Annotated in this window: 20 protein-coding genes, 1 rRNA gene and 1 pseudogene; 6 read left to right on the top strand and 16 right to left on the bottom strand. The window is 61.7% G+C overall.

Going from position 1 to position 26,791, the window contains the following annotated elements:
• Positions 1–73: 73 nt before the first annotated feature.
• The 8 genes from IPN92_07265 to IPN92_07230 all read right to left on the bottom strand — a co-directional run bounded on the left by IPN92_07265 (position 74) and on the right by IPN92_07230 (position 7,584).
• Positions 74–1,598 (bottom strand): 16S ribosomal RNA (locus tag IPN92_07265).
• 553 nt (positions 1,599–2,151) lie between these two features.
• Complete coding sequence (locus IPN92_07260) at positions 2,152–3,378, bottom strand: tyrosine--tRNA ligase (protein MBK8638087.1); 1,227 nt, start codon at positions 3,376–3,378, stop codon at positions 2,152–2,154.
• A 521-nt stretch (positions 3,379–3,899) separates the two neighbouring features.
• Positions 3,900–4,250, bottom strand: coding sequence for an iron-sulfur cluster insertion protein ErpA (gene erpA / locus IPN92_07255; protein MBK8638086.1), 351 nt, complete (start codon positions 4,248–4,250; stop codon positions 3,900–3,902).
• A gap of 69 nt (positions 4,251–4,319) precedes the next feature.
• Entirely contained in the window at positions 4,320–4,766 is a 447-nt protein-coding gene (locus tag IPN92_07250; protein MBK8638085.1) for a polymer-forming cytoskeletal protein, read from the bottom strand.
• 2 nt (positions 4,767–4,768) lie between these two features.
• Positions 4,769–5,500: a hypothetical protein gene (locus IPN92_07245; protein MBK8638084.1), complete on the bottom strand. Its 732-nt coding sequence runs from the start codon at positions 5,498–5,500 to the stop codon at positions 4,769–4,771.
• 10 nt (positions 5,501–5,510) lie between these two features.
• Positions 5,511–6,542 (bottom strand): N-acetyl-gamma-glutamyl-phosphate reductase, encoded by a 1,032-nt coding sequence (locus IPN92_07240; protein ID MBK8638083.1) that lies wholly within the window; start codon positions 6,540–6,542, stop codon positions 5,511–5,513.
• 124 nt (positions 6,543–6,666) lie between these two features.
• On the bottom strand, positions 6,667–7,041 hold the full coding sequence (locus IPN92_07235) for an iron-sulfur cluster assembly accessory protein (GenBank protein ID MBK8638082.1): 375 nt from the start codon (positions 7,039–7,041) through the stop codon (positions 6,667–6,669).
• Between the two features lie 66 nt (positions 7,042–7,107).
• Positions 7,108–7,584 carry a DUF5063 domain-containing protein gene (locus IPN92_07230; GenBank protein ID MBK8638081.1) on the bottom strand — a complete coding sequence of 159 codons (477 nt, stop codon included), beginning with the start codon at positions 7,582–7,584 and terminating at the stop codon, positions 7,108–7,110.
• Between the two features lie 117 nt (positions 7,585–7,701).
• Here IPN92_07230 and IPN92_07225 point away from each other — a divergent pair, with 117 nt between their 5' ends.
• The 6 genes and pseudogenes from IPN92_07225 (at position 7,702) to ilvB (ending at position 16,639) form a co-directional block, all read left to right on the top strand.
• On the top strand, positions 7,702–8,508 hold the full coding sequence (locus IPN92_07225) for a hydroxymethylpyrimidine/phosphomethylpyrimidine kinase (protein MBK8638080.1): 807 nt from the start codon (positions 7,702–7,704) through the stop codon (positions 8,506–8,508).
• Between the two features lie 169 nt (positions 8,509–8,677).
• On the top strand, positions 8,678–9,964 hold the full coding sequence (gene hemL, locus IPN92_07220) for a glutamate-1-semialdehyde 2,1-aminomutase (protein MBK8638079.1): 1,287 nt from the start codon (positions 8,678–8,680) through the stop codon (positions 9,962–9,964).
• Between the two features lie 160 nt (positions 9,965–10,124).
• Positions 10,125–13,228: pseudogene (locus IPN92_07215) on the top strand (DEAD/DEAH box helicase).
• A 139-nt stretch (positions 13,229–13,367) separates the two neighbouring features.
• The gene (locus IPN92_07210; protein MBK8638078.1) at positions 13,368–14,057 is read left to right on the top strand and encodes a thiopurine S-methyltransferase; all 690 of its coding nucleotides are present in this window, start codon (positions 13,368–13,370) and stop codon (positions 14,055–14,057) included.
• A 110-nt stretch (positions 14,058–14,167) separates the two neighbouring features.
• On the top strand, positions 14,168–14,815 hold the full coding sequence (locus IPN92_07205; GenBank protein MBK8638077.1) for a cell wall hydrolase: 648 nt from the start codon (positions 14,168–14,170) through the stop codon (positions 14,813–14,815).
• Between the two features lie 93 nt (positions 14,816–14,908).
• Complete coding sequence (gene ilvB / locus IPN92_07200; GenBank protein ID MBK8638076.1) at positions 14,909–16,639, top strand: biosynthetic-type acetolactate synthase large subunit; 1,731 nt, start codon at positions 14,909–14,911, stop codon at positions 16,637–16,639.
• A 39-nt stretch (positions 16,640–16,678) separates the two neighbouring features.
• Here ilvB and brxL read toward each other — a convergent pair whose 3' ends face one another.
• From brxL to IPN92_07160, 8 genes are all read right to left on the bottom strand, one after another.
• The gene (gene brxL / locus IPN92_07195) at positions 16,679–18,721 is read right to left on the bottom strand and encodes a protease Lon-related BREX system protein BrxL (GenBank protein MBK8638075.1); all 2,043 of its coding nucleotides are present in this window, start codon (positions 18,719–18,721) and stop codon (positions 16,679–16,681) included.
• Positions 18,711–21,317, bottom strand: coding sequence for a BREX-1 system phosphatase PglZ type A (gene pglZ, locus IPN92_07190; protein ID MBK8638074.1), 2,607 nt, complete (start codon positions 21,315–21,317; stop codon positions 18,711–18,713). The genes brxL and pglZ overlap by 11 nt, the downstream gene beginning before the upstream one ends.
• 64 nt (positions 21,318–21,381) lie before the next feature.
• Positions 21,382–21,585 (bottom strand): hypothetical protein, encoded by a 204-nt coding sequence (locus IPN92_07185; GenBank protein ID MBK8638073.1) that lies wholly within the window; start codon positions 21,583–21,585, stop codon positions 21,382–21,384.
• The gene (locus tag IPN92_07180) at positions 21,578–22,063 is read right to left on the bottom strand and encodes a type II toxin-antitoxin system VapC family toxin (GenBank protein ID MBK8638072.1); all 486 of its coding nucleotides are present in this window, start codon (positions 22,061–22,063) and stop codon (positions 21,578–21,580) included. Before IPN92_07180 ends, IPN92_07185 begins: the two co-directional genes overlap by 8 nt.
• A 32-nt stretch (positions 22,064–22,095) precedes the next feature.
• Positions 22,096–25,698, bottom strand: a complete 3,603-nt coding sequence (gene pglX / locus IPN92_07175) for a BREX-1 system adenine-specific DNA-methyltransferase PglX (protein ID MBK8638071.1) — start codon at positions 25,696–25,698, stop codon at positions 22,096–22,098.
• A 56-nt stretch (positions 25,699–25,754) separates the two neighbouring features.
• Positions 25,755–26,150 carry a type II toxin-antitoxin system VapC family toxin gene (locus IPN92_07170; protein ID MBK8638070.1) on the bottom strand — a complete coding sequence of 132 codons (396 nt, stop codon included), beginning with the start codon at positions 26,148–26,150 and terminating at the stop codon, positions 25,755–25,757.
• Positions 26,147–26,386 carry a hypothetical protein gene (locus IPN92_07165; protein ID MBK8638069.1) on the bottom strand — a complete coding sequence of 80 codons (240 nt, stop codon included), beginning with the start codon at positions 26,384–26,386 and terminating at the stop codon, positions 26,147–26,149. The genes IPN92_07170 and IPN92_07165 overlap by 4 nt, the downstream gene beginning before the upstream one ends.
• Positions 26,387–26,434: 48 nt before the next feature.
• Positions 26,435–26,755: a type II toxin-antitoxin system Phd/YefM family antitoxin gene (locus tag IPN92_07160; GenBank protein ID MBK8638068.1), complete on the bottom strand. Its 321-nt coding sequence runs from the start codon at positions 26,753–26,755 to the stop codon at positions 26,435–26,437.
• Positions 26,756–26,791: the final 36 nt, after the last annotated feature.

Genomic DNA, 26,791 nt, shown 5'->3' with positions numbered 1-26,791 from the left:
GGGGTCCGCGGACGCGGTGTTCGGATGACTTGTGTGGGGGGCTTCGCCGACGCGTCGGTCGCGGCGTGTGCTTTAAGGAGGTGATCCAGCCGCAGGTTCCCCTACGGCTACCTTGTTACGACTTCACCCCAGTCATTGACCACACCGTGGTCAGCGCCCTCCGAAGGTTAAGCTACCGACTTCTGGTGCAACCAACTCCCATGGTGTGACGGGCGGTGTGTACAAGGCCCGGGAACGTATTCACCGTGGCGTGCTGATCCACGATTACTAGCGATTCCGACTTCATGCAGTCGAGTTGCAGACTGCAATCCGGACTACGATCGGTTTTTGGGATTGGCTCACCCTCGCGGGGTTGCAGCCCTTTGTACCGACCATTGTAGCACGTGTAGCCCAGCCCATAAGGGCCATGAGGACTTGACGTCATCCCCACCTTCCTCCGGTTTATCACCGGCAGTCTCCTTAGAGTTCCCGGCATTACCCGCTGGCAACTAAGGACAAGGGTTGCGCTCGTTACGGGACTTAACCCAACATCTCACGACACGAGCTGACGACAGCCATGCAGCACCTGTCTCTCGGCTCCCGAAGGCACTCCCGCGTCTCCGCAGGATTCCGAGGATGTCAAGGGCTGGTAAGGTTCTTCGCGTTGCATCGAATTAAACCATGCTCCACCGCTTGTGCGGGCCCCCGTCAATTCCTTTGAGTTTTAACCTTGCGGCCGTACTCCCCAGGCGGTCGACTTATCGCGTTGGCTGCGCCACGCAATCCTTAAATGGACCGCACGGCTAGTCGACATCGTTTACGGCGTGGACTACCAGGGTATCTAATCCTGTTTGCTACCCACGCTTTCGCACCTCAGCGTCAGTCATGATCCAGGGGCCGCCTTCGCCACCGGTGTTCCTCCAGATATCTACGCATTTCACCGCTACACCTGGAATTCCACCCCCTCTATCAGACTCGAGCGCGCTAGTATCAAATGCCATTCCCAGGTTAAGCCCGGGGCTTTCACATCTGACTTAACAGGCCGCCTACGCACGCTTTACGCCCAGTAATTCCGATTAACGCTTGCACCCTCCGTATTACCGCGGCTGCTGGCACGGAGTTAGCCGGTGCTTCTTCTGTGGGTAACGTCAGTGATGCGGGGTATTGGCCCGTATCCGTTCTTCCCCACTGAAAGTGCTTTACAACCCGCAGGCCTTCTTCACACACGCGGCATTGCTGGATCAGGCTTGCGCCCATTGTCCAATATTCCCCACTGCTGCCTCCGTAGGAGTCTGGGCCGTGTCTCAGTCCCAGTGTGGCTGATCATCCTCTCAGACCAGCTACCGATCGTGGCCTTGGTAGGCCTTTACCCTACCAACTAGCTAATCGGACGTGGGCTCATCCTCGAGTGCGAGCATAGTGTAGAGGCCCGCTTTCTCCCGTAGGACGTATGCGGTATTAGCCCGGGTTTCCCCGGGTTGTCCCCCGCTCGAGGGTAGATTCCCACGCATTACTCACCCGTCCGCCACTCTACTTGGGCCGAAGCCCGTTCGCGTTCGACTTGCATGTTAAGCATGCCGCCAGCGTTCAATCTGAGCCAGGATCAAACTCTTCAGTTCATGACTTGCTCTCTCGCGAGAGCCTATCCTTTGCTCGACAGCTGACCTTTTTTCAAAGATGCTCCGTCGTTTATGCCGATCGCTCGGCGCCAACGAAGCACCCACACAAGTTATCCGAACAGTTTGTTAATGAGCTGGTTACCGTGTCGGTAACGCTTCCCTCAGGGAAGACCGCCTATTATACAGGGGGGCGGGGGGCTGTCAAGCACTCGGTGCTGACGGCGGCGCGCGTCCGGCGGCCTCCCCCTCGACCCTGACGCCAAATCTACGGTGGCGCTCCCGCTCTGAACTCCCGGTCCACCCTGGACCCGACGGGAAGCTGCGCATTCTCAGGATGTGACGCGGGACTGTCAAGCGGATTATGGGGGTACCCCGCTAAAGAGCCGCCGATTCCTCCCGATAACGTGCCGCACCGATGCCATATTAATCTGATTATAAAGAGAAATCGCCCGCATAAGTAAATAGACCAACTAGCCCTTAACCCCGCTTGCTTCCCGGAAGCTGTTATCCGGCGGCTGACCTCGGAGCAGGGTTGCCCAACCCTGCCTCACGCTCAGTTATTCGCAGCCGAGACCGGGGCGGCTGTCACGGACACCCGTACGAACCGCCGTTTACCAACCTGGAAAACATGGACAGACCCGGTCTGGAGGCTCAGCCCTTTGTCCTCCACCCGCTCTCCGTCGATACGCACCCCACCCTGATCAATGAGGCGCAAGGCATCCGAAGTACTCTTGGCCAAGCCGGCATCCTTGAGCAGGTTGGCGATTGGCAAGCCCTGGCTCTGTGCCATGACCGTGACCTCGGGGATGGCTTCCGGCATGACGCCCTGTTGAAACCGCGCAATAAATTCCTCCAAGGCCCGGGACGCCGCTACCTTGCCATGGAATCGGCAGACCATCTCCTCCCCCAGGCGGAACTTGATATCGCGAGGATTCACGCCCTCTGCCACCGACCGCCGCCACCCGGCAACCTCCTCTTGGGCGACATCGCTCAAGAGCTCGAAGTAGCGCCACATGAGGTCGTCGGAGATCGACATCAGCTTGCCGAACATCTGATCCGGTGGCTCCGCGATCCCAATGTAGTTTCCCAGGGACTTAGACATCTTCTGGACACCATCCAGCCCTTCCAGGATCGGCATGGTGATGACGACCTGGGGCTCCTGGCCATAGGATTCCTGAAGTTGCCGCCCCACCAGAAGATTAAATTTCTGATCGGTGCCACCGAGCTCCACGTCCGCCCGCAGAGCTACCGAGTCATAGCCTTGGACAAGGGGATAAAGAAACTCATGGATGGCGATTGGCTGTCCCGATTTGAAGCGCTTGGAGAAATCATCGCGCTCCAGCATGCGGGCTACCGTGTGGCGGGCGGCCAATTGGATCAGGTCCGCTGCCCGCATTTCCCCCATCCAACTGGAGTTAAATACCACCAGCGTGTGCTCCGGACTCAGCATGGTGAAAATCTGCTCCTCATAGGTCCGGGCATTGTCCAGAACCTCTTCGCGGCTCAGAGCCTTGCGAGTGACGTTCTTACCCGTGGGATCACCAATCATGCCGGTGAAGTCACCAATCAGGAAAAGCACCTCGTGCCCCAGTTGCTGGAAGTGACGTAACTTATTGATAAGAACCGTATGCCCCAGATGCAAGTCGGGCGCGGTGGGATCGAATCCCGCCTTGATCCGCAAGGGACGGCCACTAGCCAGCTTCTTGCGCAAGGCATCCTCTACCAGGATCTCCTCGGTCCCGCGCGACAGGATGCTCACGGCCTCGTCAACAGCAATCATGGACAAGTTCTCCGGATAAGATATGGGGGGGGTTGGATAGGGCGGTGGGATGATAGTCGAAACCGGGTCCGGCGGCCCGGTTCCGGGAAACGGCTGATAAAGGATCAGGAAAAGAAGGTTTCGAAGTCAGGGCTAAAGGGTTAAACTAGACCCACTGATTTTCCTGAAATTTCAATAAATGGCGTCGGCTTTGTCCATGCGCGACTACAAATTTCGACAGGTCGAACCGAGCTACCGGAAGCGAAAGCGTAGCTTGGTCATGCCGGTTCTCCTCGTATTCACCCTGGCCCTAGTCCTCGGGCTTGCCATTGCCTTCGCCCCTTCCTGGCTGGGATGGCCATCCTTTGTAGGTGAAGAGGACAGGAATCCAGACGTCATCCCATTAATTCTACCCCCGCTGCCACCCACGGCCATTGAACCCGGGTAGCCGAAGAGCAGTAAGGCCCCTAGTTATAGGCGGATCCACAAGAAGTTGATTGCCATGAGATTGGGACAGCGGCACCCATCCTGGCTGCCGCCGATCAGGCCGAAAAGGATGAGCCGCAACCGCAGGTGGTGGTGGCATTGGGGTTGCGGATAACGAACTGAGCGCCCTGCAACCCCTCCGTATAGTCGATTTCCGCCCCCGTAAGGTATTGCAGACTCATGGGATCCACGACCAACTTGACACCGTCGGTCATGACCTCGGTATCGCCATCCTGCAGGATTTCCTCAAAGGTGAATCCGTACTGAAATCCTGAACAACCTCCGCCTTGGATATAAACGCGTAACATAAGGCTGGGATTGCCTTCCTCCTGGATCAGATCGGCCACCTTGGCGGCGGCGGCGGAGGTAAAAATGAGTGGGGCTTCCAATGCGAAATCAGCCGTCATGGGTTAGAACCTCGTAGTAAGGAAGATCGGAGTCTCAATATAAGTAAGTGTGCTTGCCCCTCCCGATATTCAAGCCTGATTAGCTGGATCAGCCGTGACCCCGGTGTCCGCGATCTGCCCGAAGGGAACGCCATCGGCATCCAGTCGCACCAAACCGCCATGGATCTCGGCACCCTCATCGATCGTCAGGGCGCCATAATAGAGGGTGCCCTCAATACGGGCCCCGGCGGCCAGGAGGGCTCGTTCGGAGGCGCGGACATCCCCAGTAACCCGCCCATCAAGTACCACGTAGGGCGACTCCAGGTTGCCATCAATGACCCCGGTCGCGGACAGACTCACCGCCGCCTCGCCCGTAGGGGCTATCTCAGCGACGACATCGCCATGGATCTTGCCATCCACATGTAAGCCACCGACGAAACGCAGGTTGCCCTGAACCTCGGCACCCTTGCCAATAAGGGTATCGTAGGGGGGAAACCTGAATTTCTTCTTCTTAGCCAAATTCAGCTTCTTGCCCAAGGTCAGCCTCCAGCTTCCGGCGATTTCGGCCAGGGAAAGGATTCGGTGATTGGAATCAACTGCTTACTGGTCGGCTTAATCTCGATAGTCACTGCCTCGGGTTCCAAATTAGCCGGAACCCTGATGGTCCCCCTCACATTTTGAAAGTGTTTGAATTTCAGCGCCTGAGACAGGGGTTCCGAGCCCGGAAGCTTGTTAAGACCTAGCTCGATCTCTTTGCCCCCTCGCTTACCCACCAGCTTGATGGAGGCCGTGGCGACGGATTCGGGATAATCCGATATCACCTGGCTGGTGGTGAAACTGTATTCATACAGGCCTTCACCCACGGTCATCAGCACAAAGTCCTGAATTTTTAGGATGCCGTCACCACCCTCGCGGATCAAGCGTTTAAGCGCGGACAAATCCTTTTCCAGGGTCTGCCGAACCTCCTGCTCCGCCTTCAGGCTTTGCTGGGCGGCCAGGAGGGTATCCTGGTCGATACGCTGACTCAGTTCGATCGCCGTCTTATCCCCGCGTAAGACGGCCATCTCCTCGACCAGTGCCTGGTTTTCCTGCCTCAGGGTCGCGGAGAGGGCTATTTGGGGTTTACCCTCCTCGCGTGCCAGGAAAACTCCCGCAAAAAAGGCCCCGGCGATGGCACCCAGTACCAGGACGACCAATAGCAGCCGCAACCCCCAGCCCCCACCCTGATCAAGGACGATGCGAGGCGATGGTACCCGCCAGGATTTATCCATGATTGCAAACTCAGGGCAGCAGGGCCAAGGCTCCCAGCGCTTCGGTCTCGTCTAGCCCAAACATGAGATTCATATTTTGCACGGCCTGCCCCGCCGCGCCCTTCACCAAATTATCAATTACAGACTGGACCACGACAACACCCTCGCCGAGGGGCTCCGCCACGGCGATGCGGCAGCTGTTGCACCCCCGCACCGAGCGGGTATCGGGATGGGAACCGGCTGGCAGGACATCGACAAAGGGTTCCGCGCGATATCGGCTTTCGTAGGCATCCTGGAGATTATGTTCCGGCCCCTTCAAACGTGCATAGAGCGTCGCCTCAATGCCACGAATCATGGGCAAAAGATGAGGCACGAACGTCAGCCGCAGACCCGGACCCGCTACTCCGGACAGATTCTGAAAAATCTCCGGCTGGTGGCGATGACCCCTCACGGCGTAGGCCTTGAAGCTCTCGCCGACCTCCGCCATGAGCATACCCACGCTGGCCTTGCGCCCGGCACCGCTGACCCCGGACTTGGCATCCGCCACCAGCCACCCGGCATCGACCCACCCCTGCTCCAGCAGCGGGAGAAAGCCTAGAGTCACCGCGGTAGGATAGCAACCGGGATTGGCCACCAACCGCGCCTCGCGAATGGCAGCGCGATTGACCTCCGGCAGGCCATAAACCGCCTCGGCCAATAGCTCGGGGCAGGCGTGGGGCATCTCATACCAGCGCGCCCAAATCGCGGGATCCTTCAAGCGAAAATCGGCGGCCAAGTCGATGACCTTGGCCCCCCGTGACAACAGATCGGGGGCCATCTTCATCGCCGTACCGTTGGGGGTCGCGAAAAAGACCAGATCGCACTCGCCCAAACGACCCACATCGGGCTCGCTGAACATAAGATCGATTTGGCCGCGCAGATGCGGGAAGAGGTCCGCCACCGCTTGGCCAGCCTCGCCGCGCGAGGTGATGGCGACCAAGGATGCCTGGGGGTGGCGCGCCAGGATTCTCAGAAGCTCGGAACCTGTATAACCCGTTCCGCCGACGATGCCGACACTGATCATGGTCTAGCGCGCTCCATTCCCGATCAATCCATGCCGCTGAAGGAAGGAAAACCGGCGTACGCCGGTCTCCCGAGCTGTGACCCTGGCGACCCAGGACAGGCGCCAGCCTGTTATTCCGCCGAGGTCAGGAACAACCGCCGCCACCGCCTCCGCCACCCGAGCCACAACTGCCACAGCCACCGCCCATGGACGGCAGATTGTTGAAGACAAAGGTGGCGGCGCCATCGCCGCGATCGACAAAGTCGATCTCGACGCCACGCAGGTAGGGCAAGGTGCTGTCATCGACGACCACCTTGAAACCCTCGCAGTCCAGGACGCCGTCATTGTCATTGATGCTATCGGTGAAGGTCATGCCGAAGCTAATGCCGCTGCACCCCCCAGGCGTGGCGAATACGCGCACCCCCTGGATGCCTTCTTCAACTTGGTTAAAGAGTTCGCCCATCTTGCTGTGAGCCGTGCCGGTCAGGGAAAGGTCTTGTTCGGAAAGGGCCGCTAACATGGAATCATCTCCGTAAAGGGGTAAGGACTGGGCCTAAGATACCAAAGAAGCACCCACCCTCGCCACTCACGAGACCAATCGGCCCTGAGCCGCCAGGTTGGAGAGGTGGCGCTCGGCGTCGCAGAGATGTCGCCCCCAGTGCGCCTCAAAGCCCATGAGCCAGCCTTGCCCGGCACCCAGGGGCAAGGATTCTGCGAGTGACAGACCCTGCCGGAGTTCGTAATAGATGTCGGTGAGATCATCCGCCAGACTTCCGGTCATGGCCTCCCCATCCCCAATGGGATCAAACTCCAGCCAATAGTGGTCCCGGTCGCCGAGCCGATCGCGGAGGCAGCCAAACAACTCGAAGCGGGCATCCAAATCCGGCACCGGACCGCCGGCCATCGCGGGATCATCGCCAGGAAGGGCGATCAGGGCGGCGTGCAGGCGTGGCAGCAGGTCAGCCACCTGGGCCAACCAGTTGGGCTCGTTATGGCATGCGGCTTCGATGAGCCGGCAATAGCTTTGGGCAAGGCCCGTTATTACCTCATCGGGCGGAATCATCTGGAATCTCGATGGGAAATGGCGGTGCTGAAGGAAGCATAGCCGAGATTTCGGCCCTTACCTGGCTCCCGCCTGGTTTAACATGACTCCCATGGTTCCTTCCCCCGCCTATCAGACATGTCCAAATCTCACCTAGCCCCCATCCTCCTCTGCATCGGCGGACATGACCCCAGTGGCGGGGCCGGCATTCAGGCGGACGCCGAGGCCGCCCGCGCCAACGGCATCCATGCGGCAACCGTCGTTTCCTGCCTCACCCGCCAGGATACCCAAGGCCTACGCGGACTCTGGCCCCAGCCGGTGGCGGAGGTAGAGGCCCAATGCCGCCTCATCCTGGCGGATAGCCAGGTCCGGGCGATCAAAATTGGTCTCTTGGGCAGTCCCGACCTGGCGCGATGGCTGTGCCAATTGGCGGACGAACGCCCTGAACTTCCCCTGATCCTGGATCCCGTACTCGCCTCGGGCACCGGGCAGCGGGTGGCGAATCCCCATCTACTTGATCAGATGCGAGCGCATTTGCTCGGCCGTTGCCACCTGGCTACCCCCAACCTTCCGGAAGCCCAAGCCCTGAGCGGCGTCCAGGCCCCGGATGACTGTGCCGCGCGCCTGCTGGCCAGCGGCTGCCGATGGCTGCTCATCACCGGTACCCACGACGACAGCCCCGAAGTCATCAATCGGCTCTACGGCCAAGACGGCAGCCAGCACGCCTGGAGTTGGCCACGGCTGCCCGCGGAATACCACGGCTCGGGCTGCACCCTGGCCAGCGCCATCGCCGCCCGCCTCGCCTTGGGGCAGACCATGGAAAAGGCAGTGGCGGAGGCCCAGGATTACACTTGGCAGAGTCTCAAGCGCGCGACCCGCACCGGCCAGGGCCAGTGGACACCTAATCGCCTCTATGCCCTGGACAAGCCATGCACCCCGCGATGAGCAATGCCCTGGGGCCCCTGTCGGCAAAATGGCTGGAGAACCTACCCTGCCACGGGTTGCCATCGGCGCCTTAACCCCGGAAAATGCCGAGCCTTCAATCATGGACGGGCGCCCACGCCTGCACCGACCCTTTTCCCCGGCCCGCCCCTTGACCAGGAGACCCACCGCCATGTCCCGATCCCACGACCTCTTTGCCGCGGCTCAGCGCCACATACCCGGCGGGGTCAACTCGCCGGTGCGCGCCTTCCGCAGCGTCGGCGGCGATCCGGTCTTCTTCGAGCGTGCCAGCGGTCCCTACCTTTTTGACGCCGATGGCCAACGCTACATCGATTACGTCGGTTCCTGGGGCCCCATGATCCTCGGCCACGCCCACCCCGAGGTCATCGCCGCCGTCGGCGCCCGCATCCACTCCGGCCTCTCCTTTGGAGCCCCCACTGAACTCGAAACTCAGATGGCCGACCGGGTCTGCGAACTGGTGCCCTCCATGGACCTGGTGCGCATGGTCAGTTCCGGCACCGAAGCCACCATGAGCGCCATCCGGCTGGCGCGCGGCTTCACCGGCCGCGATCGACTCTTGAAGTTCGAGGGCGGCTATCACGGCCATGCCGACTCCCTGCTGGTCAAGGCCGGCTCGGGTGCCCTGACCCTGGGCGAGCCCAGCTCCCCCGGCGTCCCCGCCGCCCTGGCCGAACTCACTCTGACCCTGACCTATAACGACCTCGACCCGGTCCGCGACCTCTTCGCCCGCCTCGGCCACGAGATCGCCTGCATCATCGTCGAACCGGTCGCCGGCAACATGAACTGCATCCCCCCGGTCCCCGGCTTCCTGGCCGGTCTGCGGGAAATCTGCGACGCCCATGGCGCCCTGCTCATCTTCGACGAGGTCATGACGGGCTTCCGCGTCGCCCTTGGCGGCGCCCAGGCCCTCTATGGGGTGACACCCGACCTGACCACCCTGGGGAAAATCATCGGCGGCGGCATGCCCGTGGGCGCCTTTGGCGGCCGGCGCGAGGTGATGGAGAAGATCTCGCCCCTGGGCCCCGTCTATCAGGCCGGTACCCTCTCCGGCAACCCGGTCGCCATGACCGCCGGCCTCAAGACCCTGGAGCTTATTTCCGCCCCGGGCTTTTACGAGGACCTGGGCACCAAGACCCAGCGGCTGACGGCGGGTTTGCGACAGGCGGCCCGGGACGCGGGTATCCCCCTGACCACCAACCAGGTCGGCGGCATGTTCGGCATCTTCTTCACCGAGGCGGACCAGGTGACGGATTACGCGGGGGCCACGGCCTGCAATGTGGACCGCTTCCGGGTCTTCTTCCACGCCATGTTGGCCCGTGGTCAGTACCTGGCCCCCTCCGCCTTCGAGGCCGGCTTCGTCTCCGCCGCGCACAGCGAGGCGGACATTGACGCCACCCTGGCCGCCGCTCGGGAGGTGCTGACCTCCCTCGGCCGTTAGAGCCAATTCCGCCCAGCCGGGTTCTGGCCCCCACGGCCAACCTGGCAGGGATGGAGTGCCAGGGGCCCGGATTGCGCGCCCAGGTCCCACCGCCTCGGCAAGCCTACGATCTTTGTCAATCCTATCCCCCTCCTCCGCATCCAGATCCCAGGCCCTTTCGATGGACAAGCCCTCCCTCTCTCCTAACGACCAGGACCCGTTCCTGCTCGATAACGAACAGCTCCATGCCCTGGCCGCTCCCAGCCTTATCCGCGCGGGGCTCCAGCATTTTCGGGACCAGCGGGTCACCCGTTTCGGCCTGGAGGCCAACGCCCTCTGGGCGGAGGTGGAGGACGCCGAAACGGAGGAGATCCTGGGCCTGAGCCTGGCCTATGACCCGGATGGCAATCTGCTCTGTGCCTGCGCCTGCGGCGAGAACCCAAGCGAAGGGGCGATCTGCGTTCACGGCATCGCCGCCCTTTTCGCCCACGGGGGCGACAGCCCTGGCGAACTGACCGGCGCCCTGGACAGCGCCATCGAGGAGCGGGCCAAACGTGGCCGTGCCGAGGTAGTGGTTGAGCCCGTCTCCGGCGACCCCTGGTTCGGCCAGTGGCGGGCCCACTCGGTCAGCCCCAGCAGCCACTTCGATAGCCACTACCGGGTCCACATCCGGTCCCTGGAGCGGCGCGCCAACCACTGCACCTGCCCGGACTTCGCCACCAACCAACTCGGCACCTGCAAGCATATCGAGGCGGTACTGCACCGCATCCGCAAGCGTAAGGACTTCAAGCGGATCGGGGTCCTGCCGCCCCCGTACGCCTATGTCTTCCTGGACTGGGATCTGGCCCAGGCACCGGTCATCCGCCTGCATCGAGGGGCCGAGACCGAAACCTCCCTGAGCCCCCTGCTCCAAGAGCACTTTGATAGCAACGGCCACTACCGGCGGCGCCTGCCCGAGGACTTCCTGCGCTTCGCGGAACTCGTTGCCGGCCGTGGTGATATCGACCTGGGGGAAGATGCCCTGGAATATGCCCGGCGCCTGGCGGAAATCGCCGCCCAGAAGGTGCGGGCGGCGGACATCCGCGCCCGCAACACCGCCACCCAGGGCCGGTTGCCGGGCATCAACGCCCGCCTCTACCCCTACCAGGTCGAGGGCGTCGCCTTCCTCGCCGGCCGGGGCCGCGCCTTGCTTGCGGACGACATGGGCCTGGGCAAGACCCTCCAGGCCATCGCCGCCGCCACCTGGCTCCAGCGGGAGGCCCAGGTCGAGCGCATCCTGGTGGTCTGTCCGGCCTCCCTCAAGCAGCAATGGGCGCGGGAGATCCACAAATTCAGCGGTGGGGAAGCCCGCGTCATCCAGGGTCCGGTGGCAACCCGGCAGGTGCAATATCGGGGGGGCAAGGGCTGGTTCATCCTCAACTACGAGCTGGTGATGCGGGACCTCTCCGTCATCGCCCAGGACCTGCGGCCGGACCTGCTGATCCTGGACGAGGCCCAACGCATCAAAAACTGGCGCACCAAAATCGCCGCCGCCGTCAAACGCATCCCCTCGCGCCATGCCTTGGTCCTCAGCGGCACCCCCCTCGAAAACCGCCTGGAGGACCTCTACAGCCTGATGCAGCTCGTGGACCCCCATGTCCTGGGCCCTCTTTGGCGCTACCTGGCCGATTTTCACATCACCGACGAACGGGGCAAGCTGCTGGGCTACCGCAATTTATCGGAACTCCGCCGCCGTCTTGCCCCCGTCATGCTCCGGCGGGACTGGACCCTGGTGCGCGACCAGCTCCCGGACCGCATCGAACAACGCCTGGACCTGCCACTGACCCCCAAGCAGGCGGAGATCCATGACGATGCCCTGAAGGCCGCCACCCAGTACGCCAATATCCTGAAGAGACGCCCCCTCACCCCCGTCGAACAAAACCGCATGATGGCCGCCCTGCAGAGGGCGCGCATGGCCTGCGATGCCGCGGGCCTGGTGGACAAGGTCACGGAGGGCGCCCCCAAACTCGACGAACTGGAGAATATCCTGGACGAGCTGTGCCACCAGTCCGGCCTCAAGGCCGTCGTCTTCTCCCAGTGGGAACTCATGACCCAGATGGTGGAGGAACGGGTGCGGCGTCTCGGCCTCGGCTATGTGCGCCTCCACGGCGGGGTTCCCAGTGCCAGGCGCGGCGACCTCATGGATCGCTTCCGCGACGACGACGCCATTCAGGTCTTCATCTCCACCGACGCCGGGAGCACGGGTCTCAACCTCCAGAGCGCCTCGGTCCTCATCAACCTGGACGTCCCCTGGAACCCGGCGGTCCTCGACCAGCGCATCGCCCGGGTCCATCGCCTGGGCCAGACGCGCACCGTCCAGGTCCTGCTCCTGGTCTCCGCCGACTCCTACGAGGAGCGCGTCCTCGACCTGGTCAAGGGCAAGCGCCACCTGTTCGACAATGTCGTCGATCCGGAGGCCACCGAGGACGTCGTCAGCGTCTCGAAAAAGCTGGCGGAGGTCCTGGCCGAGGATCTGGGTCAGGGGCCCAAGGCCCAGACCGAGGCATCGACCCCGATGGAACCCCTCGCCGAGGCGGACAGCCTGGGCGACTCCCCGGACGAACTCACGATGCCAGCCGAGGGGCAGGCCCCCACTCCGACCTCTACTCGGGAAAATCCGGGGCTGGAGGAGGCCGTGCGCACCACTCTGCTCCTGATCCAACAGACCTTCGGACCGCGCATTGAGCGGATTCTCGGCGCCCGGGGTGGCCTGCTGGTGGTCCTGGACCAGGTGGACGAGGCCGCCGATCTCGCCGCCCGCGACCGGTCCGACCCAGTCCCCGTCGCCCTCATCGACCGCCGCACCCTGATCAGCCTCCAGCGCCTGGGCACCACCTCTCCCGCCATCGAGACCGAAACCCTCTTTGATGCCACCGTCGCCCCGGCGCCCACTCCGCCCCTCCCCCGCCTGCTTCGCCAGGCACGGGAAAGGCTTCAGGCCACCGAGGTCCTCATCGCCCAATCCTGTCCTGGCCCCGCCGCCGAACTCATTCTCGGCGCCCTCCTCTGCACCGCCGCCCAGGCGGCTGGCCAGGAGCAGGCGCCGAGCCCCCAGCAGGCTGGCATCTGGCTCTTGGCGAGGCCTTGCCCCAAGGCCTCCTGACCCAGGAGCAGGCGGCGCTGCTCATGCGCGCCATCGCCCGGGGACAGGCGGGCGATCAGCTCCCCGCCCACCTGTTGCGCCCCCTGGCGGAGGATGCCAGCCGCTTTCTGGACCAGGCCGGGGCGGATTGGCCCACCGGCTGACGGGAGTAACAGCCTGAAGGCGAAACTAAAAATGAGCCCCACTCAATCAGGGCCTCGCTACCCGCAAGCCAGTTCCCCTTCAGGAAGAGGCGCGTCATTTTGGCCCGTACCCCACCGACCCACGGGAAACCCAGCCACCATGAATCATGACTTTTGGCATCAACGCTGGCTCAAGGGCGAGACCGGCTGGCATCAGAACGACATCAACCCCCACTTGCAGGCTTACTGGCCTCCTCCCGGGGTGAAGGCCGGCGCTCGCGTCCTGGTACCCCTCTGCGGCAAAACCCGGGACATGCTCTGGCTGGCGGGCGAGGGTTTCCGAGTTCTGGGGGTTGAGATCAGCACCCTCGGGGTCGAGGCCTTCTTCACCGAAAACGGCCTCACGCCCAGCATTAGCGAGGAACCACCCTTCAGGCGTTACCGCGTCGACGAACTGGAAATTCTGTGTGGCGACTTCTTTGACCTGGGACCTGAAGAGGTCGCGGACGTGACCGCCCTCTTTGACCGTGCCTCCCTGATCGCCCTGCCACCGGCCCTGCGGGCCGCCTACGCCCATCACCTGCGTAACCTGCTACCGCCAGCGGTCAGCGGACTCCTTATAACCCTGGACTATGAACAGACCGAGCGGGCAGGACCGCCCTTCGCCGTAACCGAGCCCGAGGTCCGCGCTCTTTTCGCCGACCGCTTCAACCTCACCGAAATCGCGGCCCTGGATCTTTTCGCCACCACCCCGCGCTACCGCGCGCAAGGCCTGACGCGCATGATGGAACGGGTTTACAGCCTCAGGCCATTCCAGTCCTTAGACCCTCGGCATTACTCTAATAACTAATTGTTTATAAACATATTAATTACCAATAGATTCCTACGCCTTGACTGGGAATAGGGAAACCCTTAGGATATCCACCTCCTGACTTAATGATTTGTCATGAGGTTTCGATCATGAACCTGGACGTCCGCACCCTGATTCTCGCGGCTAGCATCATGGCTTCCGCCCCGATGAACCCGGCCTCGGCTAACCTGGACCATGAATCCCCGCTCCCCGTCGCCCTTGACGAGGATCCCAAAAATCGCCAGGAGGCCGATCGGGATGCCGAGGCCAGCGGCGACGGCGACGCCAAAAAGCCCCGCAACCCCTCAATCAAAAAGGTGAAATCCTCGAACTCCCAAGCGGACAAGGGCGCCGGCAACCTGGATGGGGAACTGCACTGTCTGGCCCTCAACATTTTTCACGAGGCCGGCGCGGAGTCGCATACCGGCAAACAGGCCGTGGCCGCCGTCACCCTCAACCGCGTCAAGTCCGCTGCCTTCCCGAAGTCGGTCTGTGGTGTCGTCAAGCAGCGCGACGGAAAGAGTTGCCAGTTTTCCTGGTGGTGCCAGAAGCCCAAAGCGCCTCCCAAGGACTCGGACGCCTGGCAAGACTCCCTGGAAATTGCCCGCAAGACCCTGGCTGGCCTGCATAAGGACCCCACCGAGGGCGCCCTCTATTTCCACGCGACCCGCGTCAAACCCGACTGGTCACGCACCTTCAAAAAGACCACCCGCATTGGCAACCATATCTTTTACAAGCCGACCAAGGCTGCCGCCTGACAACTCGTAAATTCCCGACAACCTCATCTTGATTCCAGGGCGCTAACGGCGTCAGGATAGGCCCTGTCATTCCCCAGCCAGCGGTTCCCCACCATGTCCAGCCCCAGCCAGACCGGCGCCAGCCTCTTTTTCGATGTTCTCGTTGATCTCGGCGTGGAGCACATCTTCGGGCACACGGGCGGGGCCGTCATCCCCCTGCATGTGGAGTTGAATAAGCGCATGCGGCGCGGCCAAAAGTCACCGCAATTCATCCTCTGCCGCCAGGAAGGGGGGGCGGGACACGCTGCGGAGGGCTATGCCCGCGTTAGCGGCCGGGTGGGGGTGGCCCTGGCTACTTCGGGTCCCGGTGCCACCAACCTGGTCACCCCCATCGCCGACGCCCACAAGGATTCCATCCCCACCCTCTTCATCACCGGCCAGGTGCCCAGCTTCGCCATCGGCACGGACGCCTTTCAGGAGGTTGACACCATCGGCATGACCCGGCCCATTTCCAAGCACAATTATCTGGTCAAGGATGTGCGCGACCTGGAGTGGGTGCTGCGGGAGGCCTTCGCCCTCGCCCAAGGCGGACGGCCTGGACCCGTGGTAGTGGATATCTGCAAGGACGTCCAATTATCGACCGCCGGCACGGGCAATAGCCCGCGCGTGCGTCACCGCGAGCCCTGCCCCTTTGACAGCCAGGCCGCGGACGCCATTCTCGATGCCCTGGCCAAGGCGCGGCGGCCGGTCATCAAGGCCGGCGGCGGCATCATTCATGCGGGCGCGGCCGGGGCCCTGCAAGTCTTCGCCGAGCGCTACGATGTGCCGGTCTCCACCACCTTTAACGCCCTGGGGGCCATCCCCTTCCCTAGCCCCTACAACCTTGGCATGCCAGGCATGCACGGGGCCATCCCGGCGAACTATGCCCTCCGCGATGCGGACCTCATCCTGACCCTGGGGGGCCGTTTCGATGATCGCGTGGCGGTCAAGGACTTTGCCAAGGGCAAATGCATCGCCCATGTGGATATAGACCCCTCCGAACTGGACAAGCGCATCCACGCCGACCTATCCCTGACTGCGGACCTCAAGAGCTTCCTCAAATATGGCCTTGCCTCCGGCCAGCGCGCCCAACACCCGGACTGGATGGCCCGCATTGCCCACTGGCGCCTCCAGATGCCCAAGCCTTATCTTCAGACCGAGCACATCAAGCCTCAGGCGGTGATCGAGGCCGTCTCCAGCCTCACGGAGGGCGACGCAACCCTGGTGACCGGGGTTGGACAGCATCAGATGTGGGCGGCCCAGTACTACCGCTTTTCCCGGCCGCGGCAGTGGATCAGCTCCGGCGGCCTGGGCACCATGGGCTTTGGCCTACCCGCGGCCATCGGCGCCTGGTTCGCCAACCCGGACAAGCCTGTGGTGCTGATCGACGGCGATGGCAGCTTTCAGATGAATATCCAGGAGTTGGCAACGGTGGCGGCGAACCGTATCCCGGTGAAGATGTTTGTTCTGAACAACAGTTTCCTGGGCATGGTGCGCCAGTGGGAAGACATGATGGACGGGGGCCATCACTACGAGACCTGCCTGGCGCGCAGCGCCGAGTGCAAACCCGACTGCACCCTGACCGACCCCGCCTGCCGCCGTCAGATTCCCGATCTATTAGGCTTGGAACAGGTCTATCCACGCATCCGCACCACGCGCATCATCCAGACCGCCCGACTGTGGGAGGGCATCCAGGAGGCCCTGGCCACCCCAGGCCCCACCCTGGTGGACATCTGGATCGACAAGACGGAAGACGTACTACCCATGGTCAAGCCGGGGCATGGGTTGAGTCAGATGATCGAGTGATTGCCGCCCCTTCGGCCATGCGTCCTGGTCAGTCTCGGATTACTCCACTCCCAGCGCCTTGAACACCGCATCCACCGGATCGGCATAGAAAGAGGTCTGGAATCTGGCGAACAGCTCGCCCGGAATGGTCGGAATATCCACGACGCTGGCCATTGGTAGCAAAATACGCCTGGCCCCGGAGTCAAAGGCGGCCTGCAAACATCCAGCAAGATTCTCGACTGGAATGACGCTGCCGCCCAGGCTCATGTCACCCAAGACCACCATCTGGCTTTGCAGGGGTTTTTGCAAAATGCCCGAGCAGAGCGCGACAAAGCTCGTGAGGGTCAGCGCCTTGGCGGCCCCCGTGTGGTGCAGCTCGACGGTGTGCAGGTGATAGTCGTGCTCGCCGGCCTTGGTCAGGCTGCTCACCCGGCAGAGGTTGGCCTTGAAGTAGTCGAACGCAATCTTGACCGCCTCTTTGGCCAGGCTGCTCGACCCCAGGCCCGAGACATTGAATTTGCCATTGCCCGCCGTAGTCTGGGTCTCCAGCCGATAGAGACCCAGATGTCCGCCGCTGCCGGTGGCGATGGTATGCAGCACACCCGGATTGAGCGGGCCATCCGGGATCAGCCGGTCGCCGCCCTGCTCGGGCACGCTGACGAAGGTCTCTTCCCGTGTCTCCTGATCGAGATAGGAGAAATGCACGTCGTAGAACTCCATGCCGCCGATCTTTTTCAACTGCTCCTTCACCCGCCGCCGAGCCTCCAGGGCGTACTCCAGACAGCGGCGCACGGCGTCCTTGTCAAACTCGCCATGCGGATACAGCAGCTTCAACAGCCCCGAGGTCGTGCGCCGCACCGCAATGGTGTCGCGCTGGTTGAGGTTACTGCCGAGTTTGAAGAAGCCGTCGATGGCATCGGAAAAATTACGCTTGCGCATCTCGCGCATGAACTCGGCGAGATAGTCGGTGATGAGGCCATATTGATTGGTGAAGAACTCGGGGCGCATCTTCGGCACTTCCCAGCCGGGGATGTAGGCGTGAAAGCGGTCGAAGAAGGCGGCATCGATCATGTTCGCGGGAAAGGGAGCCAGCAGGTGGCTGGTCTTCACCAGGGTCTCGACCGGCTGATTGATGTTGCCCACGAACACCAGGCTCGCCGATGCCTGGACCGCATCCCGTCCGCGCGCGAAGGAGCCCGAGGCCATGAAGTCCTTCATGATCTGGACGCCGTCCCTGTCCTTGAAGGAGATGCCCGCCACCTCGTCGAAGGCCACCACATCCCAGACGCCGACCAGGCCGACCAGGCGGCGCGCCATGTTGTAGAAGAGGTTGGCGACCGTGGTCTGCCCGCCGGAGATCAGGATGCTATTGGGACTGATCTCCTTATAGAGATGGCTCTTGCCGGTCCCGCGGGGTCCCAGCTCACAGGCGTTGTAATTGTTCTCAACGAAGGGAATCATCCGGGCCAGCAGGTGCCATTTGACCCGCTCCGCGAGATTGGCGGGCTCCATCCCCGCCGAGCGGCACAGCACATCGAGCCACTGGGATTCAGAGAAGGCCCGGCGCCCCTCGAACAGCCCTTCCAGATCCAGGTTGGGCATCTGAATCGGCTTGAGGTCGCCAATGGTGAAAGGAGAACCCTTCTGCCCTTCCTCAAAAAAATAGTGCACCGTGACGATGCACCAGATCCCGCCGACCAGCAGCTTCTCGAACTGCTTGACGTAGGTGCCGGGGATCTCGGCATCCTTGACCCCCAGGTTCGACAGCAGGGCCTCGTAGAGGTCGCGCTTCTCGTTGAGCCGCACCGTCACCTTGTCGATGACCTTGTAGCTGCCGCGCTCCTTGATCTTGGACTTGACCTTCTCCGCCTCGTCCGGGCGCACATAGTTCTCGGCCAGGATGGTCTTCACCGTCTCCAGGCCGTCGCGGATGATCGCCTCGTCATCCGAGGCGCAGTACATGCCGAGCAGATACTCCAGCACATAGACGGGGACGTTCGCCCCCTCCTTGATCAGCTTGGTCAGATCCTTACGGACCACCTTGCCGGCGAAGTGTCGATTCAGCAGGGTATCGATGTCGGCGTTGAGTGCGTCAGAAGTCATTGCTGAAGGCCAGATCGATGGTTACGTCAAAGCGCGTCTCTTCCACGCCCGTTTCGCTGTCGCGCAGGATCAACTGATAGAGCCGCTTACTGTCGAAGCGCCGCCCCTCCAGGGTGAGGCTCACGGCTTTCCGCCACTGGTTCATATCGGCGGAAGGGCTGTCGAAGGTCAGGGTTTCGAGATTAGTGACCGGGTCGTCGCCATCATAGAGGCCGATCTTCAGCGTCACCGGTTTGACCCGCTCGCCCACCGGTTCGGTCTGGATCAACTGGAAGCGATGCCGGTTGGTGGTGACCTTGAAGTTGTTGCCCAGCACACTGACCCCGACGGTGTGGGTCTTGGTCCTGCTCGCCTTGGCGGCATCCTTGACGTGTTGCACACGGATCACCGGGATGACGATCTCCTGGGGCATGGCCCCGCCATGCACGAAGCGCGAGCCGCCGACGAAGTGAAAGCGGTTGGCCCCCTTCGGCACCCAGAACTCCATCCCGCCACCGGCCCCGGCGGTCACCTGGGTGGAGCCCCGATACGCCTGATCGCTCTCGGGCAGGTTGCGGCCCAACAGATAGCGCTTTTTCGCCAACAGGGTGCCGTCGGGTTCCATCGCCAGACGGTTCCTGTCGGTCTCCCCCGGCGGGGTCTCCTGGAACAGAAAACCGTGGTCGGCGGTGATGAGCAGATGATTGCCATTGAGGCTGTTGACGATCTTGCCCACCAGACTGCCCAGCTCATCGATGGCCTGGCGGACCGCGTCGAAGGCGTGGTCCTCGGTGGCGGCGCTGTCGCCCACCGCATCGATCTGGTTGTGATAAACGTAGACGACCCGAAACGGCTTGATGAAGGCGCGGCCCTCGTCCTTTTTCATGGCCATGAAGGTCTCCGCTTTCACCGCGACGCCTTGCGCCGCCTCCAGCACCTTGCCACGCTGTTCCAGAGAGCCGCAGAGCAGCCCATCGACCCGGAGGCCGCCGTTCTCCTGGTAATCGAGCACCCGATGGGGCAACAGCGCCGCCATGCCCAGCCCCGTATAGGAGGGCAGCACCCCAAGCTGCGCGGACAGCGTCGCGTCGAGACGATACTGGCCGTTGAGTTGCTCGGTGAGTTCCTGGGCGGCTTCATAGCGGAAGGCATCGCTGATGATCACGAAGACCCGGCGATCCGCTCCTTTCGCCAGCAAGCGCGCGACTTCCCGTTCGTAGAATCCCTGCTGGTTGGCAACCCCCTCGATTCGCCACTGCTCCAGCAGGCCAGACTCCAGATGCCTATGCCACTGCCGCGCCAGTTCCGCCACAAAGCCGTTGCCGTAGACCTGCTCGACCTGCTTCCGCAGCGCTTTGAGGATGTCCCAGTCGCATGACTCGGCGGCATCGGCGAACTCGCAGAACTGTCGGTAGCGCTGATCGTAACGAAACAGGTCGCTGGTGTAGGCGCTGAACAGGGCCTTGGCGTCCGGGTAGCCGAGGCCCCCCACCCGCGCGTTGCGCAGGGCAAAGAGATCGGCGGCGGTCTGGAGCGCCTGATAGACCGCGAACAACGCCCGACGCGGCGCGGACGGGGTATCCGGCAACCCCGGCGCGGCCCAATACCCGTCCTGCCGGCGGGAGGCCATGGCGCGGATCAGGTCCGGCTTGATCGTCTCCAGGGTCTCCAGCACCCGGTCGCGCAGACGGCTGGCGATGGTCTGCTCGACCAGCAGGAAGGTCTTGACCTCCGCCAGGTCATCGATGCTCAGCGCGCCCAGGTGCGCCGCCAGCTTGATGGCCTGGGCCACGGCGGCGGACAGGGTTTCATAGGACGGCCCACGGGTCAGACTGTCGCGCCATTGCGCGAGACAGACCACCGCATTGGCGGTGCCCTGCCGCGCGAGGATGAGGTGTTTCAGTCCCTCCGGAAGGGCCGCCTGACAGGCGTGGTCGAGATCCGAGACCAGCAACCGGATCAGCAGATTTTTAAGGCTCGGCGTCTCCTCCCGATAGCCGAAGTAGCTCGCCACCAAGGCCCAGAACGAGGCCCGCACCCCCTGCCTCTCCAGTTCGTCCCAAGCCGGTGGAGAAACATCGAGATTCCCCTCGGGGATGGCGTCGAACAGGGCGATCACGACCGTGAAAAACTCGGGCTGATCGGCCTTGACCAGAACGGCGATGAGTTTGCGGTCGAGGTCCAGCGCGCCATCGTCAGGGTTCACCAGCTTCTTCAGCCGCTCCAGCCGTTCTCGACTGGCGAAGAATTTGGCCCGTTCAGCCAGATGCGGACGCAACGCCTGCTGAGTAAGGCCCAGCTCCGCCAGCAGCATGGAGGCACGGTCGGCCCGGAAGCTCGCGCTGTAGAGGCGGATATCGAGTAGCCAGTCCTGCTCGGGTTCCGGCGGCTCGCACGGGGCATAGAGCAGATAGCGACCGGTTGGATCCTCCTGCTCCAGGCGGACCTTGACCGCCAGCGCCGGATGCTCGTCGAGCCGCAGCAGGGTGACCGCCCCCAGGTTCAGGGTGGCGAGAAGCTCCTCGAACTCCCGGTCCGGGTCATTCCAGAAGACGAGGCGGTGACCTTCCGCCACGAACTGGTCAGCGAGGGCGCTTTCAATACGCTGTATCTCCATCGGCCCGGTCCTTTAAGACTCAACCCTTGAGCAGCTCGGTATAGGTGACGAAAGACATGCGAGTTCATCTTGCGCCGGCAGGGGAGGATGACTGATCGCAACTCTCTACGCCTTGGTCGTGGAGCATGAAAATTCTCGTTGCCTGCTTTACATCTCTGGCATCCGATTTTCGCCGTAAATCGTCGACCAATTGGTCCAAATCGTAATTGTGTTCACTGGCGATACGATCCTTGATTTCCCATAACTCATTGAGGATGGCATCAGACATGATCTTGATCTCCCATCAGTTCCAGTGGAGTAGCAATTTCCGGGCATTGAAAACCGTGGGCAGCGCAAATGGCTCGAATCCTGGGCTTTGTTTCGGCATTATCGATATGACGGCAGTTCCAAGTCAGCAGATAGCTAATACCATGCACCGCGGCGATTGAAATGTGCAAGGCGTCGTCAAGCGCCTTCCTCGGAACTCCACCGTCTTCAAGCAGCCATTTCGCGAGGGCAGTTGCCTCATCCGTGAGGGGCAGCACCTCCAGGCCCGAAAGCGCCGCGAGCCGTCTTTCCGCCGCCGAGACATCACCACGACTCGCCTCCTCAATGACGAGATCCGAAATATAGATTGAAAACCGGCCGCCTCGTGTCTCCCACCAATCGAGTGTCTCCTTCTGCCAGGCAGCAGCAATGAGATTACTCGTCGGCCGAGCCGTCAAATAGCTGACAATCGAGGTTTCGAGATAGACGGTTGGGTTCAATCGAGAGACTCCCTACTTTTCAAAAGATTGCATCAGTCGCTTTTCTGCCCCGTCACCGTCTTCACCTCGGCCAGCAGATCGCCGAACTTGCCGTAGTTGACCTTGACGCCGTCGTCCAGGTCCAGGGCGATACGCTGGTCGGCGTAGTGGCGCAGTTGCTCGTCGAAGCGGCGCAGCTCCTCCAGTTGCCGGGTGAGCTTGTCGCGTTCTTTCTGGAGCCGCTTGGCCTGGGCGGAGCTGCTGGCAGCCTGGATGTCGTCGGCGAGCGAGTCAATGCGGGCGGCCATCTTGCCTTGTAGCGGCACCACGTACTCCATCCGCATCCGCGCCAGGGTGCCGCTGTGGTAGCGGTGCAGATAGACCAGGCACTGAAACGCCTTCTGCCTGCCGCTGGAGAAGCACCAGTAGATCGGGCGGTTCTTGTAGGTTTGGAGATGGTCCTTGAAGAAGCGGTCGTTCAGATAGCGGCGGAGGGTGTCGCGGCTGGATTCGTCCTTCTTCGGTGAAAGGTTTTCGGCCAGGAACTTGAGGTTGGTTTCGAGCTGGGCCTTGTCCCACGCCACGGAGATGAATTCGATGATGCGATGCGTAGCATCGTCGTCGAACCAGTCGGTGTCGGTGATGGGGAGGATGCCGTCGGCGTCGGCGGGGAAGCGGGCGTAGCGGCTGGGGTCGAAGTCTTGGTTGCCGCTGTGCGCATAGATCAGGCCCGGAGCGTCTAGGCTGTAGCGGCCCATCATGCCGCCGATAGCGTAGGACACCAGTTCCTGCATGGTGTCTTCGCGGAAGCGGGTCTCCAGCTCCTCGCCGAAGCCATGCGCAACCGACCACTCGTCATCCGTCAATTTCTTGCCGTAGCGGTAGGCGGGGTTCACCGTCAGCGTGATTTGCTCGATGGGGACGTTGGGGGTGAGTTCGCCTTGCAGACCATAGGCGTCGATGAAGAGGCGGTTGTTTTCCTCTTCGAGGCGTTTCATTTCGGCGATGGTTTGGCGGTTTTTGGTGGTCCAGGCTGTGTAACTGGCTTCAAGTGTCGGTGAGGGTTCAGTGGATGCTTTCAGGATGGGGAGGGATTGGAAGTCCCAGGATTGCTCGTAGACGTTCCAATCTTCGGTTGCGATAGAAACAGCGCGGAGAACCAAAGAGGAGACATCAACGTTTTCATTAATTGGTAGGTCGCTAAAATTGCCGGATTTAAAATGGAGAGTCGGGTTGAGAATCTGGGTAAACATCGTACCGAGATGCGAGTTGCAAAGACCCGCTGCGCGTATGATCACGTCTCTAGCTGCACCGCTCTTAGAGAACGCGCAAAGGCCCGTCGCATCAAAAAGATAGCCTGCTGGATATAGGCGAACAGAGAGCCCTTTAGATGTGATATCAGACCAGGTGAGAAATGAGCGAAAAATGAACTCCAGGTTGAAGTTGTGAGCCCAGATCCGCGCTCCAGATGGATGCATCTTGGTTTGCAGTTCGTGACCATCATCAAACCAGTCCACAATAAACCAATTGTTACCGGCCCATTTTCGAAATTCACCGCCTTTGTTGTAGGGAAACCAGCACTTCCCCGATTCCTGAGCAATAGTGCGATTCTCGCAGCCGAATCCAACATTCCAAATAGCCACCTCCGGCCAACAACGGACATATTGGTCGTTGTTTCCCGTGGCCATGCCTTCTCTCGGATCAAGCATCGACCCTGCAGATGTAAAGGCAACGAAAGCATCTCGCACAATCGGGCTAATCCAATAAGCCACTGGACTGCCGGGGATTTTCTTGAATTCCCATTGTTCCGTTCCATCGAAGAGATAATCACCTTTGAGCAATGCTGCTTTTTTATCGTCCTCATCCCCATTTAAAAGCCTGAAAAACAATGGCTTGTAGCCATTTATTGCATTGTTTTTCAGCACAAACGTTGTGGCCTGGACCACCTCCCCAGAAATGCTCCCGAAGGCACCCGCGCCGAGGTGTGCCATCGACCCGATAGTTTTAACCCGAAGCAGACGTTCACGCATCTTCTGGAATGAGGATAGGAACATCCAGTTGTGCATCGTGACCATAGCGTTGTAACCAACGTCACTTGCCAGGAGGCAGCAGCGTTCGATGAAACAGGCGAAGATGTTTTCCTTTGCATCGGGAAAGAAGTGCTTAGCGAAATTCTTCATCAAAGCATTCATTCCACCGCTTCCCATGTAAGGAGGATTCACCACCACCGCATCGTAAGGCGCCGCCAGCAGTTCGGCCTGTCGCACCAACGATCCCAGTCGATTGAGCGCATCGAAGGCAAAGAGATCCTGGCTAGTCGCCTCACTCAATTGCTTCAGCGCCGGGAGCTCCGCTGCCAATCCCGCCGGCACCTGAATCAACGAGCCAAAGGTCGTGGCGTGCTCGAACAGCCGCTTCAGCTCGGTAAGATCCCCAGGTTTCAGCCCGTAGTCGGCCAGCTTCACGCCCTCCGCCAGCCCCGCCGCATCAAACCCCGCACTATCCACCAGAGCCATCACATGGAGCGATACCCCCCGCTCCAACAACCGCCGATCATCCGCCCGACCCTTCATCATCAGCGCAAAACCCGTCAACTGCGCCGCCCGTCCGTCGATGTCCAGCCCGAACAGGTTCTTCTCCAGAATCAGCCGCGCCACATCCCGCTGCCGATAGCCGCGTTCCAGATAGATGACCTTGAACAGCTCATACGCCTCGACCAGGATGTGCCCGGAGCCGCAGGCCGGGTCGATGAGGGTCAACTCCTCGGGGTTGAGGCTATCGGGAGTGATGGCCGCGAGTTGCGCCTTGACCTCCTCGGTCTGCTCGGCGGGCTCGATGTAGTAGGCCATCTGGCCCTTGAGCGGCGAGTCGGGATAGGTCGCCAGCCACTGCGCCCCGAGCGAGTTCTGGACCATGTACTTGACGATCCAGTTCGGCGTGAAGAGCTGGGTGGCGGCGGGAATGTCCTCGCTCTTGACCACCTTGCCGATGACCTGGTCCTTCTTCTCGGAGATGTAGAACTGGTAGAGCCAGCCGATGATCTCGATCTCCCGCCAGTCGTCCTCGGGGATGGCGGTGACCAGTTCGCGGATCAGGGAGTCGGTCTGGAGCAGGTTGTCCAGCAACAGCAGCTCGGTCTCGTCGTCGAGGGACTCGAACAGGAAGGGCATGGCCTGGTGCAGGGCGCGGCACTGGGCCAGCAGAAGATCGCGGTACAGTTCCTCGTCGCGGGTGCCGTCGAGCTTGAGGTCCATGACCCGCGCGCGGTCCAGGCCGGGTAAAGCCAGGTGTTGGGCGTGTTCCAGGATCTCCGGGAGCGCACCGCCGTCGGGGTGGCTCAGCACCCGAAAACTGTGGTCCAGGTAGCCGTGCAGTTCCAGGTAGCGGATGGCGGCAAAGCGGTTGAACCAGGTGTAGGCGGCGGCCTCCATGACCGGCGCGAAGCCCTGTTGCGCGATCCGCTTGGCGAGCTTGTCGCGCTGGGCGGCGATGCGCTGCGGATAGGGCTGACCCTCGATGATGACAACCTGCCCCTCCTCGCGGACCGGCGAAGCGCCCTGGTAGCTCAGTCCGAACTTGGCGGCGCGACGGGTGACGGCGGCGATGAAATCGCGCCGGGCCTTGGGGGCGTAGGTCTTGAGCTTGGCGGTTTGCATCGAGCGTTTCCCTGTGACCAATACGGTTCTCAGCAACGGCGTGGTGACGCACCGGACTATCCCGCGATCAAGCGACCATCCAGTTCCTGATAAGACGGGAAGTGACCGTCGAAACTCATCAGATGCGCCTGATGAACCAGAGCGGTGGCGATGATGAGGCGATCCTGGGGGTCTTTATGGTGCTCGGGGAGTGCGACGGCGCGGGCCGCAATCCATGGGGTGACCGGCAGAAAAACAACCGTCGCGGACGCTTCGACCTCGGACAGCCAATCACTGAACGGCATGCCGAGATCGATACGGCCATGCGTGTGCAACCAGGCCATCTCGAAACAGGAAATCGCCGAGACGGCAATGTCATCCGCTTCCTCGATCAGGGCGATTTGCCCGCTGGTGAGCTTTCCATCGATTTGATTGGTCCACCAATGCCAGATGTGCGTGTCCAGCACGATCATGCCTCAATGCCCCAATCGGACGCCAGCACGGTGCTCATCACGTCCCCGATCTCCCGGACCTTTCCAGCCAGCGCGGCGGGAGGCGAACGACGACGGCCCATCCGCAAGGCTGGCGTTGCTGCTTCTAGGTCGGAATCCAACGGCCAGACAATGATCTCGGTCTTGCGGTGACGCAAAGCTTCAGGGATCGGGATGAAGTCCGGCGTATCGTCATAAATGAGGCGGACGGGGTTCATGCTGATTCTGCCTGTCTCGGGTTGGCTCGATTGAACACCACTTGCTACTCATCCAACTGCTGGACTTGCGCTTTCTTCCACGAGATCGTAATCGGCGATGGGGATCCCGAGATCGGACAGCAGCCGCATGGTCGCGTCGCGTGGCTTGTCAAAGATCCGCGCGACCTGACCCAGACTGAGATCGCCTGCCTGGAAGGCGCGGATGGCGAGCCATTTTTGGAATCCGAGGTCGAGCAGCTTGTCATCGAAGGCAGCCGCCACACCGATCGGCTTACCGCGCCGGGTGATCAGCAGATAGTCCCCATTGTCGAGCGCCTTGCCGAGGACGCCGGGATTGGTTTGCAGGGCTTTGATACCGACGGTCTGCATGCTCAAGGTCTCCGTTTAGGGGATACCTGGAGGATA

This window comes from Chromatiaceae bacterium (assembly GCA_016714645.1).
In the GTDB taxonomy this organism is placed as follows: domain Bacteria; phylum Pseudomonadota; class Gammaproteobacteria; order Chromatiales; family Chromatiaceae; genus M0108.
The sequence above is the reverse complement of the archived record's forward strand: the minus strand, read 5'-3'. Positions and strand labels throughout refer to the sequence as shown.